Origin of the sequence: Bradyrhizobium sp. AUGA SZCCT0283, assembly GCF_018130385.1 — a bacterium.
Classification (GTDB): domain Bacteria; phylum Pseudomonadota; class Alphaproteobacteria; order Rhizobiales; family Xanthobacteraceae; genus Bradyrhizobium.
Genome location: NZ_JAFCLU010000003.1, coordinates 323840 through 338754, shown reverse-complemented (window position 1 = coordinate 338754; position 14915 = coordinate 323840). Strand labels below are relative to the sequence as shown.

13 protein-coding genes are annotated in these 14915 nt (G+C 59.9%); 10 read left to right on the top strand and 3 right to left on the bottom strand.

Features of this window, described 5'->3' with window-relative positions; genetic code table 11:
* Positions 1-136 precede the first annotated feature (136 nt).
* The gene (locus JQ624_RS07050) at positions 137-904 is read left to right on the top strand and encodes an outer membrane protein (protein WP_212418116.1); all 768 of its coding nucleotides are present in this window, start codon (positions 137-139) and stop codon (positions 902-904) included.
* A 94-nt stretch (positions 905-998) separates the two neighbouring features.
* On the opposite strand, the gene JQ624_RS07045 is transcribed toward JQ624_RS07050, so the two are convergent.
* Positions 999-1649, bottom strand: a complete 651-nt coding sequence (locus tag JQ624_RS07045; RefSeq protein ID WP_212418115.1) for a hypothetical protein — start codon at positions 1647-1649, stop codon at positions 999-1001.
* Between the two features lie 163 nt (positions 1650-1812).
* Here JQ624_RS07045 and JQ624_RS07040 point away from each other — a divergent pair, with 163 nt between their 5' ends.
* Together JQ624_RS07040 and JQ624_RS07035 are read left to right on the top strand one after the other, a co-directional pair.
* Positions 1813-1998: a hypothetical protein gene (locus tag JQ624_RS07040; protein ID WP_212418114.1), complete on the top strand. Its 186-nt coding sequence runs from the start codon at positions 1813-1815 to the stop codon at positions 1996-1998.
* 145 nt (positions 1999-2143) lie between these two features.
* The gene (locus JQ624_RS07035; protein ID WP_212418113.1) at positions 2144-2914 is read left to right on the top strand and encodes an SDR family NAD(P)-dependent oxidoreductase; all 771 of its coding nucleotides are present in this window, start codon (positions 2144-2146) and stop codon (positions 2912-2914) included.
* Between the two features lie 92 nt (positions 2915-3006).
* Here JQ624_RS07035 and JQ624_RS07030 read toward each other — a convergent pair whose 3' ends face one another.
* Together JQ624_RS07030 and JQ624_RS07025 are read right to left on the bottom strand one after the other, a co-directional pair.
* Positions 3007-3774, bottom strand: coding sequence for an outer membrane protein (locus JQ624_RS07030; protein ID WP_212418112.1), 768 nt, complete (start codon positions 3772-3774; stop codon positions 3007-3009).
* Positions 3775-3971: 197 nt separating this feature from the next.
* Complete coding sequence (locus JQ624_RS07025) at positions 3972-5186, bottom strand: FAD-dependent oxidoreductase (protein ID WP_212418111.1); 1215 nt, start codon at positions 5184-5186, stop codon at positions 3972-3974.
* A 1793-nt stretch (positions 5187-6979) separates the two neighbouring features.
* On the opposite strand from JQ624_RS07025, the gene JQ624_RS07020 reads away from it, so the two are divergent.
* The 7 genes from JQ624_RS07020 (at position 6980) to JQ624_RS06990 (ending at position 14854) form a co-directional block, all read left to right on the top strand.
* Positions 6980-7270: a hypothetical protein gene (locus tag JQ624_RS07020; protein WP_212418110.1), complete on the top strand. Its 291-nt coding sequence runs from the start codon at positions 6980-6982 to the stop codon at positions 7268-7270.
* Between the two features lie 144 nt (positions 7271-7414).
* A complete protein-coding gene (locus JQ624_RS07015) occupies positions 7415-9109 on the top strand; it encodes a sulfatase-like hydrolase/transferase (RefSeq protein ID WP_212418109.1) in 1695 nt (564 codons plus the stop codon).
* Between the two features lie 182 nt (positions 9110-9291).
* The gene (locus tag JQ624_RS07010) at positions 9292-9918 is read left to right on the top strand and encodes a lipopolysaccharide assembly protein LapB (protein ID WP_212418108.1); all 627 of its coding nucleotides are present in this window, start codon (positions 9292-9294) and stop codon (positions 9916-9918) included.
* 245 nt (positions 9919-10163) lie between these two features.
* The gene (locus JQ624_RS07005) at positions 10164-10556 is read left to right on the top strand and encodes a DoxX family protein (RefSeq protein ID WP_212418107.1); all 393 of its coding nucleotides are present in this window, start codon (positions 10164-10166) and stop codon (positions 10554-10556) included.
* Positions 10557-10774: 218 nt separating this feature from the next.
* Complete coding sequence (locus JQ624_RS07000) at positions 10775-12544, top strand: adenylate/guanylate cyclase domain-containing protein (RefSeq protein ID WP_249129474.1); 1770 nt, start codon at positions 10775-10777, stop codon at positions 12542-12544.
* A 338-nt stretch (positions 12545-12882) separates the two neighbouring features.
* Entirely contained in the window at positions 12883-14094 is a 1212-nt protein-coding gene (locus JQ624_RS06995) for an MFS transporter (protein WP_212418106.1), read from the top strand.
* 448 nt (positions 14095-14542) lie between these two features.
* Positions 14543-14854: an NIPSNAP family protein gene (locus JQ624_RS06990; protein ID WP_249129472.1), complete on the top strand. Its 312-nt coding sequence runs from the start codon at positions 14543-14545 to the stop codon at positions 14852-14854.
* Positions 14855-14915: the final 61 nt, after the last annotated feature.

Genomic DNA, 14915 nt, shown 5'->3' with positions numbered 1-14915 from the left:
TTCCGGAGGCTGTGTTCCTCCCGCAACAGCTTTTTGGGCGGAACTGCGTATAGTCACGATACTGGGTTTTGGGAATCGGGTGCTCGCGCATCATTAGAGCGATCAGATTTGACGCTTCTGGACTGAGGGATTGAAAATGAAAAAGGTACTGCTCGCTCTGACCGCGCTGGCGGCTTTCACCGGATCGGCCTCTGCGGCTGATCTCGCGGCTCGTCCGTACACCAAGGCGCCGGCCGCTCCCATTGCGTACGCTCCGTCCTGGACCGGCTGCTATCTCGGCGCTGGCGGCGGCGGTGCAATGACAAACAACGACAACAATCTGACCGACCCCCTGACTGGTCTTGCCGTTACCGGCAACGTCACCAACGGCGCGCGTGGCTGGTTCGGCACGGTTCAGGGTGGTTGCGACTACCAGTTCAACAACTGGGTCGTTGGCGCCTTCGCTGACTATGACTTCATGGATGTCCACGGCGACGTTTCCTTGTTCCCGGGCACTTCTGGCCAGCAGAAGCAGGATTGGCAGTGGTCTGTTGGTGGCCGCGTTGGCTATCTCATTCTGCCGCAGTTGTTGACCTACGTCTCGGGCGGCTTCACCCAGGGCCACTGGAAGTCGACGACGCTGAATGCCTTTGGCATCGGTCCAGTCCTCACCTCGCCGGGCTTTACCAGAAACGGTTGGTTTATCGGTACTGGCGACGAGTATGCCTTGAGCTTCCTGCCCGGCTTGTTCTGGAAGACGGAATATCGTTATTCGGAGTTCGACCGGGCCTCGGTTGGGATTAACGACTTTGCCACGGGCCTTCCGTTCGGCGTCAACTCGACCCAGAAGCTGCGCGAGCACAGCGTGCGCAGCGAGCTGGTCTACCGTTTCAACTGGGGTGGCCCGGTCGTCGCGAAGTATTGATCTCTGCTAAATCAGCAGTTCAAAAGCCCCGGCATCGTCCGGGGCTTTTTTGTGCCTGTAAGGAGCCGCACCAACTTATCGCGGGCGTGTGCCTTCACGGGCCGCCGGCCGCCACCGCCGCCTTCAGCGACCGGTAGGCGCGCCGCAACCGGCACTCGATCTCGGACCAGTCGGGATCCGTCATCGCTTGTCCGCGCTCATCGCGATAGGCCATCGCCTCGGCGCGGCCGATACCCGATATCAGCAGCGACGGGTCGTCCGGGTGCTTGCCATAGGTGATGGCGGCCACGCGGGCGACCGTCACGCCGTACTGCCCTGGGCCCACGGCTTCGCGCCTTGCCTGCCACCAGTCGAGCTCGAGCCGCGCCGCTTCCGCGACATCGAAGCCGCCGGGCGTGGCCGATGCGAGCAGGCGGTAGTAGGTCACGAGCGGCGGCAGCGCGGCGTCGGCCGCCTCGCGGGAGCGCGTCGGCTGGAACGCCTTGGCGGCCTGCGCCGCGGACAGCGCGATCCGAAAACTGTCCAGTGGCGAGAAGCCGAACTGCGTCCGCGACATCTCGTAGAGATGGCCAAACAGCGCGACATAGCGCTTCTCGTAATAATCGCGCCACATCGCCGTCTCCAGCCGTGCGATCTCCGCCGGCTCGAAGCCACGCAAATCCGCCTGCCGCGGCCATGACGCGTAGGCGCCCAGGACCAGCGCGAAGACAAGCGCGAGCGTGAGAATGACCGTCCGGCGGTTCATGATGGCCCCTGGGATTGCAGTGCAGCGACTTCCGGCCTTGCGCAGCCGGCCGGCTTTGTATTCGATCGGAAGCTACGGCCGCCGCAGGCAACGGTTTCCTTCGCGGCCGCACGACAAAGCCGCCGCCCTGTCCGGGGTCTGAGACGGCAACAGGGGAAATCCAATGGCCAGATCGCTTTCGATCATCGGCTTTCTGGCGCTTGCGATCGGTCTCTTGTGGATCGGTCAGGGCACCGGCGCCGTCCGCTGGCCGCCATCGAGCTTCATGATCAATCAACTGCAATGGGCCGGATATGGCGCGCTGCTCGGCGCCGTCGGCCTGATCCTGATCTGGCAGGGCAATCGCTAGATCCGTCGCAACTCGAACCCTCATGGTGAGGAGGCGCGTTAGCGCCGTCTCGAACCACGAGGCCCCACCGCTGCCACTCATCCTTCGAGACGCCGCTCCGCGGCTCCTCAGGATGAGGTCTGGCACTTCAAGGAGGCAGACTGAAATGAAGACACGACCCTTCGATCTCACCGGCAAGGTAGCCATCGTCACCGGCGGCAATGGCGGCATCGGGCTCGGCATGGCCGGAGGGCTTGCACAAGCCGGCGCGGCGATCGCGGTGGTGGGCCGCAACGAGGCCAAGTCGGCCGCCGCGGTCGCAGAGCTCAAGCAAGGCGGCGCCAAGGCGATTGCGGTCGCGGCCGACGTCACCGACAAGGAAGCGGTCGCCGCCATGGTCAGCCGCGTCGCCGGCGAGCTCGGCCGAATCGACATCCTCATCAACAATGCCGGCATCAATATCCGCAAGCCGCCGCATGCGCTCGATATCGCCGAGTGGAACAGCGTGATCCAGACCAACCTCACCAGCGCCTTCCTGTGCTCGCAGGCGGTCTATCCCGCCATGAAGGCGGCCGGCGGCGGCAAGATCATCAATATCGGCTCGATGATGTCGATCTTCGGCGCCAGCTTCACGCCGGCCTATGCCGCCAGCAAGGGCGGCATCGTGCAGTTCACCCGCTCCTGCGCCTGCGCCTGGGCCGCCGACAACATCCAGGCCAACGCCGTGCTGCCGGGCTGGATCGATACGGATCTGACCAAGCGCGCCCGCAAGGAGATCGACGGCCTGCATGACCGCGTGCTGGCGCGGACGCCTGCGGCGCGCTGGGGCGCCATCGATGATTTCGCCGGGATCGCGGTCTTCCTGGCCTCGCCCGCGTCCGACTTCGTCACCGGCACGGCGATTCCCGTCGACGGCGGCTACTCGATCATGGGCTAGGCGAAAACCGGGGACCAGGGCTTGCCTGATCTACCCAAATGAAAAAGCCCCGGCTTGCGCCGGGGCTTGCTCGCCTGAATATTTGCTGTTGATCAGTACTTCGCGACGACCGGGCCGCCGAACTTGTAGCTCAGACGAACCACGGCCGACTGGATATCCTTGGGCTTGGCATCGAAGGCGTAGGTTCCCAGAGCCGTGCCAGCGAGCTGGTAGCGCTTGGTCTCGAAGGCTGAATAGTCGTACTCGAGTCCGACGATCCAGTTCGCGGTGATGCCGTATTCCCAGCCGGCGCCGACGGTCCAGCCATTGTGCCACTGCGTCTGCGATCCCGAACCCACGTTCGCCGGTACCGTATCGGAGACCGCCAGGCGGTTGTTCACGCCGGCATAACCGCCCTTGACGTAGAACAGGTTGTTATTGACCGCGATACCGGCACGGCCGGTAACCGTGGCCATCCAGTCGGCACGCCAGCTGAACCGGTCATCAAGTCCGGCGCCGAAGACGGTGTTGAGCACGCTGCCGTGGTTGTCGAGGCCCGAAATGGTGCCCTCAAGACCGAACACGAAGTTGCTAGCTTGCCAGTTGTAACCCATATGGCCACCACCGAAGATGCCCGTTCCGCGCTGGCGGAAGCCCTCGCCGGGCCCGAGATCGCCGAACAGGGTGGTGTTGGCGGTATTGACCCACTCCTGGTTGGTCCAGGCGCCACCGACGTGGCCGCCGATATAGAAACCGCCCCAGTTGTAGACGGCGATCGGCGCCACGGGAGCCTTGGTATAAGGCCGCGCGGCCAGATCGGCGGCCGAAGCCGACATGGAACCCATCATGAGGGCGGCAGCTGCGATAGCGATCTTTTTCATAGTATTTCCCACAGTGATAAAACCAAAATTCTGCCGTGAATCTAGCCAGAACTACTCGGAAAAGCTGTAACTAGGCTGCAACAGCGACGGCCTCCGCACGTCCTGATTGCGGTTTTGCAGTGCCATTTTGGTTAATCATTCCCGGTTCCGCATTGTGGTTGCGCGGCCCCCGCCAGTAGCGTCACGCCCGAGTGAGCCTAATGGCCGCGAATCGGCGACTGCACATGCTCGGGCCGCACGCCGAGGCCGACAAACCGCGCCGTGATGCCCTGCAGCCAGGGCACGGCGGTGAGCAGCCGCAAAACCAGCGGAACCTTTAGCGGCGCGTTGCCGGGCTTCAGCGCTGCGTTGACGATATTGTTCTGCACGACGACCTGCATCCGCTGCGTCATCTTGATCGGAAACTCCCGGCGCCGGCGGACGGCATCGAGTTCGTCCTCGGACGGGCAGCCGTCCGCCAGCTTCGCCGCCAGCAAATTGGCGGTCGCCACCGCATCCTGCACCGCGAGGTTGACGCCGACGCCGCCGATCGGCGACATCGCATGCGCGGCGTCGCCGATGCACAACAGCCCCGGCCGGGTCCAGCGCTTGAGCCGGTTGACCGCAACCGTCAACAGCTTCACCTCATCCCAGCTCTTCACCTCGGCCAGCCCCGATTTCAGGATCGGCGCCATCCGCGCGATATCGTCGAGCAGATCAGGCAGTCCCCTCGCCTTCACGGCGTCATACTGCCCCTTCGGGATGACATAGGCGCATTGCCAGTAGTCGCCGCGGTCGAACGTCACCATCATCTTGCCGGGATCGACGCGGGCAAACAGGTTTTCGTTTTCGCCTTCCCGCTTGGCGGCGCGAAACCATAGCACGTCCATCGGCGCGCCGATTTCCTCGACTTCGAGCCCGGCGCGTTCGCGCACCAGCGAATGGCGGCCGTCGCAGGCAATGGTCAGGTCGGCCGCGATATCGATCACGCCATCCGGCGTATTCGCCTTCACGCCCGTGATGCGCTCGCCGTCACGAATGAGATCGACCGCTTCCGTCGACATCATCACCTTGAGCGAAGCAAACCGCCTGCCGCTCTCGCGCAGGAAATTGAGAAAATCCCACTGCGGCATGAAGGCGATGAATGGATATTTGACGTTGAGCCGGCTCAGATCGGCGATCCGCACCGTCTCGCCGCCGAACATTCCCTCCATCCTCTGCAGGCGCTGATGCGGCAGTTTCAGGAAGCCGTCGATCAGCCCAAGCTCGTCCATCACCTGCAGCGTAGATGGATGCACGGTGTCGCCGCGAAAATCGCGGAAGAAATCCGCGTGCTTTTCCAGCACCACGACATCGATGCCGGCGCGTCCGAGCAGGTAACCGAGCATCATGCCGGCGGGCCCACCGCCGACGATACAGCAGCGCACCTTCATCGTTCACCTCCTCGCATCGGTAGATGCCAAGCCTACTCATGCATATTGTGCTGCTGCCAGCGCAAGAAATGGGCCTGCAGCCGCCAGATCATGGCCGAAAGCGCCACCCCACCAGCATCAACACGATGACCGCGACCATCATCCCCGGGGGCTTCCGCCCGTGCCTCTGACCGATGATCAGCCGGCCGATACCGCGCTGCTGGCGTGGGACGCCGCCGGGATCGAAGCGGCACAGCCAAATCCATCACGCCCGCGGAATACGGTGCCGGCCTGGAGCTCGCCATCTCACGAGGCTGGCTGGAATTGCACGCGAGCGGCACGTTCGTGAAGCTCACGCAAAGCGGCGCGGACCTGTTCGCCTGATGCCATCCGAGTTCCAGATTTAACCTGCGCGACGAACATCAAGCTTAACATGCGAGTCTTGTTGCGGCTGATCCAAACAAGTCTAGCGTGGCTGCAGTCGCGCAGATTGGCCAGTCCCCAAGTTTAGCCTGCGTACTGCGCGATCAGGGGCCGCCTCGTGCCCTAGAGGCGGCCCCGCCCCCCAAGACAAAGGCCACGCGGGCGTTACGCCGCATGGCCTGATGCCGGGACTGTCCCGCTCCTCGCAAGATTCCGTCGCCGCTAAGACAACCGCCAACCAGCCAAGGCGTTCCTGTAACCAAAAGAAGCCCACCGGGTTGAGTCGGCGGGCTTCCTACGCAGTTACCAGATCCCGCGGGGCCTTGGGAGCGATCCGCGATTGCCACGAAGATAAGGAGCTGCGGTTAACAAAATGCCGAATGGCGGGCGCGCGTTCTACACAAAAGCCTGGGTAAGGCTTGCTCCCCCGAGGCCGGGGCGCCCTCTTCAATGAACCTTTGAGAGCTTTCGGCGACCTACTCACTGCTTGGGGTACTCATCTTGCAGTTTGTCTGCAGAGGAAGCTTTTTGGCGATGGTTCGGAAATCCTGGTCCTTCAAGGAAGATCGTCGCTTGCTGGAATTAGCCACATCTAAAAAGGCGCTTGAGCAGATAGCAAAGGCGATGGATCGATCACCGGAACGCATACGGAAAAGGGCCATGCGACTCGGCGTCTCGATCAAATCGCAAGCTGCCAGCAGGCGACACAGATCGCCTGGCGGCTGACAAGGGTTGGCAGCGCGAATTCGAGGATCCGATACGCTGTCCCGGTATCCCCGAAAATCAAGCATGACGGCTATCGGCTGATAGCGGGTGGAAAGCGGGTCCGGCAAGCGGCTCTAAAATCAGTAAGACGCCAACAACATGGCCACAACGCATACGGCGGCGATGACCCCTAATACCCCTTGGGCGCTAACCCGGCAGCCCCAAAAGTCGAACTCAGATTTCGGTAGTTCAGACATGACACAGCCATTGAAAAACTGAAGAGCGAATCGTTTTTGTCAGGGGGGTATTTTCCAAATCGTGTCAAAGCACTGACACAACCCGGACGGAATTCTTCAGCTAATCAATGGCTTAGAAATCGACTCTGACACAAGCATCGTGATTCCTGCTCGTTATGCAGGTAAAGCCTTCGAACTTATTGGTTTTTGGCGCTTGTTTTCGCCGCCATCTCCCCTGGCAAGGAACATCCCTACGCCGGATGATGACTGACGGACCTCGGCAAATTCAAAGGCGGCGCGCTCTCAGCCCGAGAATGCGCTCAGCAAAAAAAAATTTGGCGTCTTCATCTCATTCGCGGGAGTTCCGCGTTGACGAACTGCCCGGCCGGATCGGTTGATTTTGAGCGGCATTTCGCCAGCTTGTCGAGCTGGGGCTGAAGGCGAAGGGACATGACTGACAACGACGCGCCCAAGGCCGCTCCCAACCCGCACGTCAATTTCGATGCGCCGGCCACTCTCCGGAAATGGCCTTCGCGTAACAACGAACGCCTCCATGCAGCCCCCGGTCCCTACCTGATCGCCGAGCACGCGCTTGATGAATGCATACGGCAGTTCATGGCTAAGCCAGCTTCAGCCCGGCACCTGTATGAGATTCATACAACACCGCAGCCCCCGTTGGTGGGTGCCGTATTATCTCAAGAGATCGTCGCTGAACTCGCGCGACTTCGGGATTTTCTCTGAGCGGGAGCGGCCGGCATTCAACTTCCCCTGACGGTCGATCCGCTCGCTGGTCGCGCCAGAGCGGCCATCCCAGCGGCTCGCGCCGGACTCGCGCTTCTCAAAACGAAGGTTTGAATTCCGCTCACCTCCAGCTACCTTACTCACATGACTCTGACCCTGATATTGCTGGCGGCTATCGGTGTCATTGTGCTGGCAGAACGCAGCGCCAAGCACCTGCCATTCGCGATCGCGGCGCTCTCCCTTAGCGCGGCCGCAATCTCAATCATCGTGGGCGATTTCGACAGAGCGATACTGCTGGCCAGTGTGCTGGCCGCAGCGATCGCCGCCGCATCAACTGTCAAACATAATTACAGCGCGCTTAAGCTGATTGTAACCGACTTGCCACTGATGTTTGCAGGCACAGTTCCCTTTTTCATATCGCAGTACCCGCGCGCCGTATTGGCCGTTCTGACCGGGACTGCCGTACTCATCCTGGCTGTCATCGCGACTCTGATCCACGGAACCGGGCCTTCAGTTCCTTTGGATGTCAGAGTTTCTTTATTCAGCGTCACACTTGTTTGCGTTGTAACGGCCTTCAGGATAAGCGGCGGCGGCATTTCCTTCCGGCGGATCATGGCCCAGCGGCGGTGCTTTTACTCGACCTTCATGGCTTCGCTAATCGATCCACATTCCTGGCGGCAAGTCGGCGGATTGGCTCTGAGCGATATTGCAAATGACCCGTTGCCGCTCATGGCGGCCGTACCGGCGCGCACCATCGAATACCCCGACATTATCGTCATCCAGCATGAATCGATTTTCGATCCTCGCATTTTTGGACTTCCGATTGAGCCGACTGTCGAAGCGTTTCTGTCCCCAAGGAATGGCCTCTATGGAATCCTTAACGTCGACATTTTCGGCGGAGGCTCATGGCAATCTGAATTTAGCCTGCTGACCGGCCTTTCAAGTGCAAGCTTCGGTTCAAAGGCCTATTACCTTTTCAAGCAGGGCGCGGGCCGATTTCACAACAGTCTGCCCCATGCGTTGGCTGCGCTTGGGTACAGGACCATGCTCGCGTCGAGCTGTCGTCGCAATTTTCTCAACTACGATGAATTTTATCGTTCGATCGGCATTGGCGAACGCATCTTTGCGGACGATTTTCCTCCTCCGTTCGACGTCCGCCAGTTTGAGAGGACAAATTCCGATGCAATTTTTCTGGAAGCGGCGTTCGCGGCCCATACGAAGGGTATTGCCGATGACCCGGCGCCCCGTTTTCTATATGCACTGACCAACTTCAATCACGGCCCCCACGACCGAAGGCTGGCAGCACCCGGACAGTTTGAGAGGGAACGTGCCTTTGCCGCATCAAGCCTTCCCGATGCTCAATATGCCGAGTACTATGCAAGGCTTGCGGAGACAGCCTCAACCTGGAAAAGGCTCAAGTTTGAGCTGACAGCGAAGTTTCCCAAACGTCCTGTTCTCATCGTGCACTACGGGGATCATCAGCCCGTGGTGGCGAAGCGGATCGATCGGCAACTCAAACTCCCCAACGATGCGCGGCGCGCGTTCCGCACATTTTATGCGATGGAGGCGCTGAACATCTTTCCTGATCGCCTTGCTTCCGGACCGGGTGCGGACCTGGATATTGCTTTTCTTGGGACCATCGCCCTGCAGCAAGCAGGTCTGCCGCTTGATCCGATATTTGCCACCCGCGCCAGCTTGCTTGACCATTGCCGGGAAACCTACTTTGCGTCGCCTTCAGAACAGAAGCGCCGATTCCATCGCACGCTTGTGGATCTCGGCATGATAGACACGGGGCCGCGCGTTCCACACGGCCGCTACTCACCCACGCCGACGAAGTGATCGAATGAGCCAGCTATGTGCGCTGTTGGACCCCGTTGCGGACATCGACCTGCTCATAAGACAACATTGCTGTCACACCAAATCTCGTTTTCTGACTACCTTCCAGGAATGTTTGAACCAGGCCGGAGTTAACACCTTCGGCTGGATCGGGGGCTCGAAGGCGTAGCATGCAGGAGGTTCCTATGACCAACTTGATGATCAGGACTGTGACGCTGGCAACGTGTTCGATTACGCTGATCGCTGCGTTCTCGTTCACTCCGGTTGTTGCGGCCGGAGGCGGCGGTGGCGGCGGTGGCGGCGGTGGCGGTGGGGCAGACTATAACGTGATGGACCAACGCTCCGCTTATCCGCCTTCGTTTTACCCGAAGCGGTCGGGCACCAAGGCCACTCACGCCCCCAAGGCCAAGAAAGCCAAGCAGTCCCTTTTCGACGACCCCGCCTTCGCTCGTGGGTACCGCGCAGCTTATTCGACGGTCTACGACCGCACTGACTATGCCTCTGCGATCGAGCAGTTGAAGGCGCTCGGCCACGACGATCACCCGAATGTGGCCAATCTGATCGGCTATTCCTATCGCAAGCTCGGCGACTACAAGCTTTCGCAAGTCTGGTACGAGCGCGCCCTGAAAGCGGATCCGAACCATGTGCTGACCTGGCAATATTACGGTCTGTGGCAGATCGAGCAGGGCAACCGCGAGCAGGCAGAATATCATTTGAGCCGGATCGCCGCGATCTGCGGAACCGACTGCGCCGAATATCGGTCTTTGGCGGAGGCGCTGGAAAAACCGCCCGGCACAGGTCTCGTCTATTGAGTATAGCCACAACCCCATTCAGCGAGCGTGTCGGGCGCGCTAAGGGCCATGTCTGAGTTTTGGCACTTGCGGGATACTCAGACCGTTCTTGAGTATGTCCGTTATTGATAGCAAAGCCAAAGTGCAAAAGACTTCGGGTCGAAGCCTGTTGTTGATCCAGGTAGACACTGGCCAGCACCTTTACCCGGTGCTGGTTTGAGCCGATACGATGCCCGTTCCGGACGAGAAGTTGGGAGCGACGAGCCATGCACGCCATGAAAGCCTACTTGCCTCCGCTTGCGCGCTTGTTGATGTCTAGCCTATTCATCTGGGACGGCATCCTCCAGCTGCGCGATCCGAGCGGGACGGCAAAGTATTTTGCGAGCGTCCACGTACCAATTCCCGATGTGGCGGTTTGGATTTCTATCGTTATCCATCTTCTCGCTGGATTGGGCATCCTGGCAGGTTTCAAGATTCGGTGGGCGGCTGCAGCGCTCGTCGTTTTTTGCCTGGGCACCGGCTTTGGCGTCCATCTGGCGGCCGGGGACGTCAACAACATGATCCATTTCTATAAGAACCTAGTGATGGCAGGCGGCTTCCTTTACGTGATGACCTACGGCGCGGGTGCCATGAGCATCGACGGTGTGGACGAAGCGTAGTTGGCCTTCACTTCAAACCAGCATTCGATGTCGGCTGTTGGCACCTTTGAGACATGCCCGCCTATCCTGAGAATGTCCGTTCACCAGGGTAGACCGGAAGTCGCCGTGGTCCGGCCAAACCGACGCGATTGACCCGTTTCGGACATGAGCATAGCCAGACATCGGCCCGCAATTCTGCTATATAACCATTCCATTTCCCCGAGGCTCGGGGGTGCATCTTGAGCAGCGAGCACGTAGAGCGGCGGCTGGCAGCAATTCTGGCGGCGGATGTCGCGGGCTCTTGCCGCTTAATAGGGATAGACGAAGAAGGCACGCTGGCGCGACTGAAAGCGCTTAGAAGAACACTTTTCGATCCCAAAATCGCTGAGCATCACGGACGCGTCGTCAAGAATACCGGGGACGGCGCTATTGCCGAGTTCGCCAGCGTGGTCGACGCCGTGCGATGTGCCGACGAAATTCAGCGCGGCATGGCCGAACAAAATATCGACGTGCCGCAGGACAAGCGTATCGAACTCCGCATCGGCATTCACGTCGGTGATATCATTATCGAAGAGAACGATATCTTTGGTGACGGGGTCAATATTGCAGTGCGTCTCGAGGGGATTGCAGAGCCGGGCGGTATCAACATCTCGGATGACGCTCGTCGGCAAATTCGTGGCAAGGTGGATGTAACGTTTGAGGATTTGGGTTCGCAATCCTTGAAGAATATCGCCGAACCGATGCGGGTCTGGCGCGTCCCATACGGTCGCGCCGTGCCAGCTGTGCCGACCCGCCTGCGTGTTGATGACGCCCTTGCGCTGCCCGATAAACCTTCCATTGCTGTTCTGCCATTCACCAACCTGAGCTCCGATCCGGAGCAGGACTATTTTGCGGACGGAATGGTCGATGACATCATCACGGCGCTGTCTCATTTCAAGGCGCTGTTCGTCATCGCCCGCAACTCGAGCTTCACCTACAAGGGGCGCGCCGTCGACGTGAAGCAGGTCGGACGCGAGCTCGGGGTGCGCTACGTGTTGGAAGGTAGCGTTCGCAAAGCGGCAAATCGAGTCCGCATCACGGGACAGCTCGTCGACACCGCCACTGGGGCACATCTTTGGGCAGAACGGTTTGATGGTGGGCTCGGCGACGTCTTCGATCTGCAGGACCAGGTGACCGAGAGCGTTGTCGGGGCGATCGCGCCAGCGGTGGAAAAAGCCGAGATCGAGCGTGCCAAGCGCAAGCCGACCGACAGCCTCGACGCCTATGCCCTCTATTTACGCGGTTTGGCCAGGCTTTATCAGTTTGCTGGTCGGCAAGCGAACGATGAGGCATTGCGCCTGTTCAACAGCGCGATCGAGCTCGACCCGGATTTTGCCTCCGCCTACGGTCGTGCAGCCTTTTGCTATGTCGCTGCCCAGGGAAATAGCTGGATTTCAATCACAGCGAACGAGATTGCCGAAGTGCAGAGGCTCGCTCAGCGGGCGGTCGAGTTGGGCAACGATGACGCAATCGCGCTAGCCCACTCCGGGTATGCGCTAGCGTATGTCGTTCGCGATCTTGGGCTGGGTGCCGCCTTGATCGATCGCGCGCTTTTGCTCAATTCCAATTTGGCCGAGGCATGGTGTTTCGGCGGCTGGGTAAAAATCTTTCTCGGCGAGCCGGAAGCGGCGATCGAGCGTTTCTCGCGTGCCATGCGCCTGAGCCCACTTGATCCGTTTGTAACAGGAATGCGAAACGGAACCGCGTATGCAAACTTCCTCCTGGGTCGCTATGACGAAGCGGCATCATGGGCGGCAATGGCATTGCAGGACAAGCCGGACTTTCAACCGGGATTACGTACCGCCGCCGCAAGCAACGCAATGGCCGGACGGCCGGAGCAAGCACAGAAGGCAATGGCTCGGCTGCGTGAACTCAACCCCGCGCTACGTGTTTCCAATCTCAAAGACGTGCTGAGCCCTTACCTGTCGCGATACCAAGAAGGATTACGGCGAGCCGGGTTACCCGAATGACCAAAGCAGCCAGGTGATCGCCCGGTGGCGACGAGGTGATCGAAAGAGTGACTTCCGCTGGCACCTTTGAGAAATGCCCGCCTGTCCTGAGAATGTCCGTTCACGGGGGTAGACCGGAAGTCGCCGTGGTCCGGCCAAACCGACGCGATTGACCTCGGAGCGGACTATGACGAGCATGAGGGAGGCGGACTCGTCAGAGCCGGATGCCCCTTGCCCCAGTATCCCCGCAGAGCAAGCTATTTGGGTTCACATAAGATTTGACAGATTCCGGATTGTACTGAATTTGAGCCGCAAAGTTCAAAATTGATCCTGACAGTGCTGTTCCGCTCTAAGCATCCATGACCTATGAACTCGAACGGTTCCCGCCGGGGCCACCGTCTTCCGTGAACATGCCGATGCTTGTCCTGGCTCGGGCATGCACGACCGCGGTATTCATGACTTATCCCGCGTGTCTGGGTTGGCTCATGGACGCTTGGCAAATGACAGCAACCCGGGCCGGTTTGGTTCAGGGAGCATTCACAGCTTCGTTTGCCGCCTCCTTACTCGTCGTCTCCTTTCTGTGTGACAGGTTCGGCGCAAAAAGCGTGTTCGCCTGGGCAGCAATTTCGTGCGCTGCTTCAGCTCTCTTCTTTGCCGCGGTCGCACGATCTTTCGAGAGCGCACTTGTATGCATGGCACTTTTGGGGCTGGCCCAGGGTGCCACCTACACACCTGCCATCATGCTTGCTTCGACCAACGCACCGCCGAATCGGAGGGCTTCGGCTGTCGGATGGATCCTCGCCGGCATGTCAGCTGGCTACGTAATGTCCATTCTTATTGCAAACGCCATGCTCGCAGTCGCGGACTATCGACTGTCGTTCGCCGTCACAGCTGGCGTCGCGGTTGTCGGCTCGGCGCTCAGCATCGCCGCCACGCACAACGCCCGCGATCAGGTCGCGCAAATGGACCTGATCAAGACGTCGTACGATCGGCCTTGGAAGCGCCAGGCCCGTCTTCTCACTCTCGGATATATTGGCCATACGTGGGAACTGTTTGGAGCATGGGCATGGATCCCTGCTTTCCTGACAGCGTCGTTGCTATCACAAGGTCGAATGACCGGCATCGAGGTTGGCGTTTGGACAGCGGTCACGCTCCACGTCTCGGGCTTCTTCGGCTCCTTCCTGTCGGGGTACGCAGCCGATCACTTTGGCGCCAAGCCGGTTCTGGTGACGTTTTCACTGGTCGGCGCCGCCTGTTCCCTCGTCGTGGGCTGGCTGAGTGAGCTCAACGTTGCGCTACTGCTTGCTCTGGTCTGGATCTACGGCTTCGCGATCATTGGCGACTCGTCGGTGCTTTCTTCCGCCTTGACCGAAGCAGTGCCGGCATCGCAACTGGGCCGGGCACTTGGCTTGCGATCAATTTTGGGCGTTGGCGCGGGTTCCGTGTCGCCCATTGCGTTCGGCATGACACTCGACATGACACCCGCTTCTGTGTCGTGGGGTCTGGCCTTTTGCACTTTAGCCGTCGGCGGGGCGCTGGCGTTCACCTGCGCTATTGCATTGCGGAAATGACTTCTATTGGCCGCACAAAGCGGACACCGAAACAGCCAAAGCGGATGCCCGTTCTTGAGGGTAATGCAGACTTGATCCGGCGATCGACCGCCACAGCCGAGGCGCAGTTGTCCTGGGCGAGCCGCCTCGCCGAGATCACGCTTGCCAATTCAGAGCTTGGCAAAAGCGGAAGTCGGCTAAGGAGCAGATTGCCGCCGGTGTGCGGCTCGTGGCGAACTGCCTAAGTCTTACTCGGAGCGCAAAGGTTCATCTCTGGGCTAGAAAATTTTGCGCTTCCACTAACATAGCCACCGGCCGTAGAGTTTCTCGTTCGGGGTCAAGGCACATTTGAAATTGCATCAATTTGAACCCGGCTTGCCGCTCGCGAACCGCTTTTTGAATGCGATTTTGACGCCTTCCGCTCCGATGGATGAAGACTGTTCCGAAACCATCATTTCAGGAGGGACGAATGTCTGCAGTCGTTGTTCAATACGTTTCAAAGCCAAAGCCCGGCAGCAGCCTCGAGACTATCATGCAGTTATCAAAGGAAGCAGCGGCGCTTTGGAGAAAGCACGGAGGCGAAGTAAGCTACTGGTCCGTGGTAGGCGGTGAGATTGGAAATCTCGTTTTTGCGGTCCGGTTCGATAGCTTTGAGGCTTATGGGCGTACCATGGCTGCTATCGCAGCCGATCCCACCACCATGGAATGGCAAGCCAAGCGATTGAAGGCGGGACAGGCGGAATGGGTACGCGCCAATACCGCGTTTGAAATAGAGATCTGACCATCTGATCCAAGGCTGCCAGGCGGCTTCCGTCGTGTTCTCGCGCGGCAGCCGCCTCTCC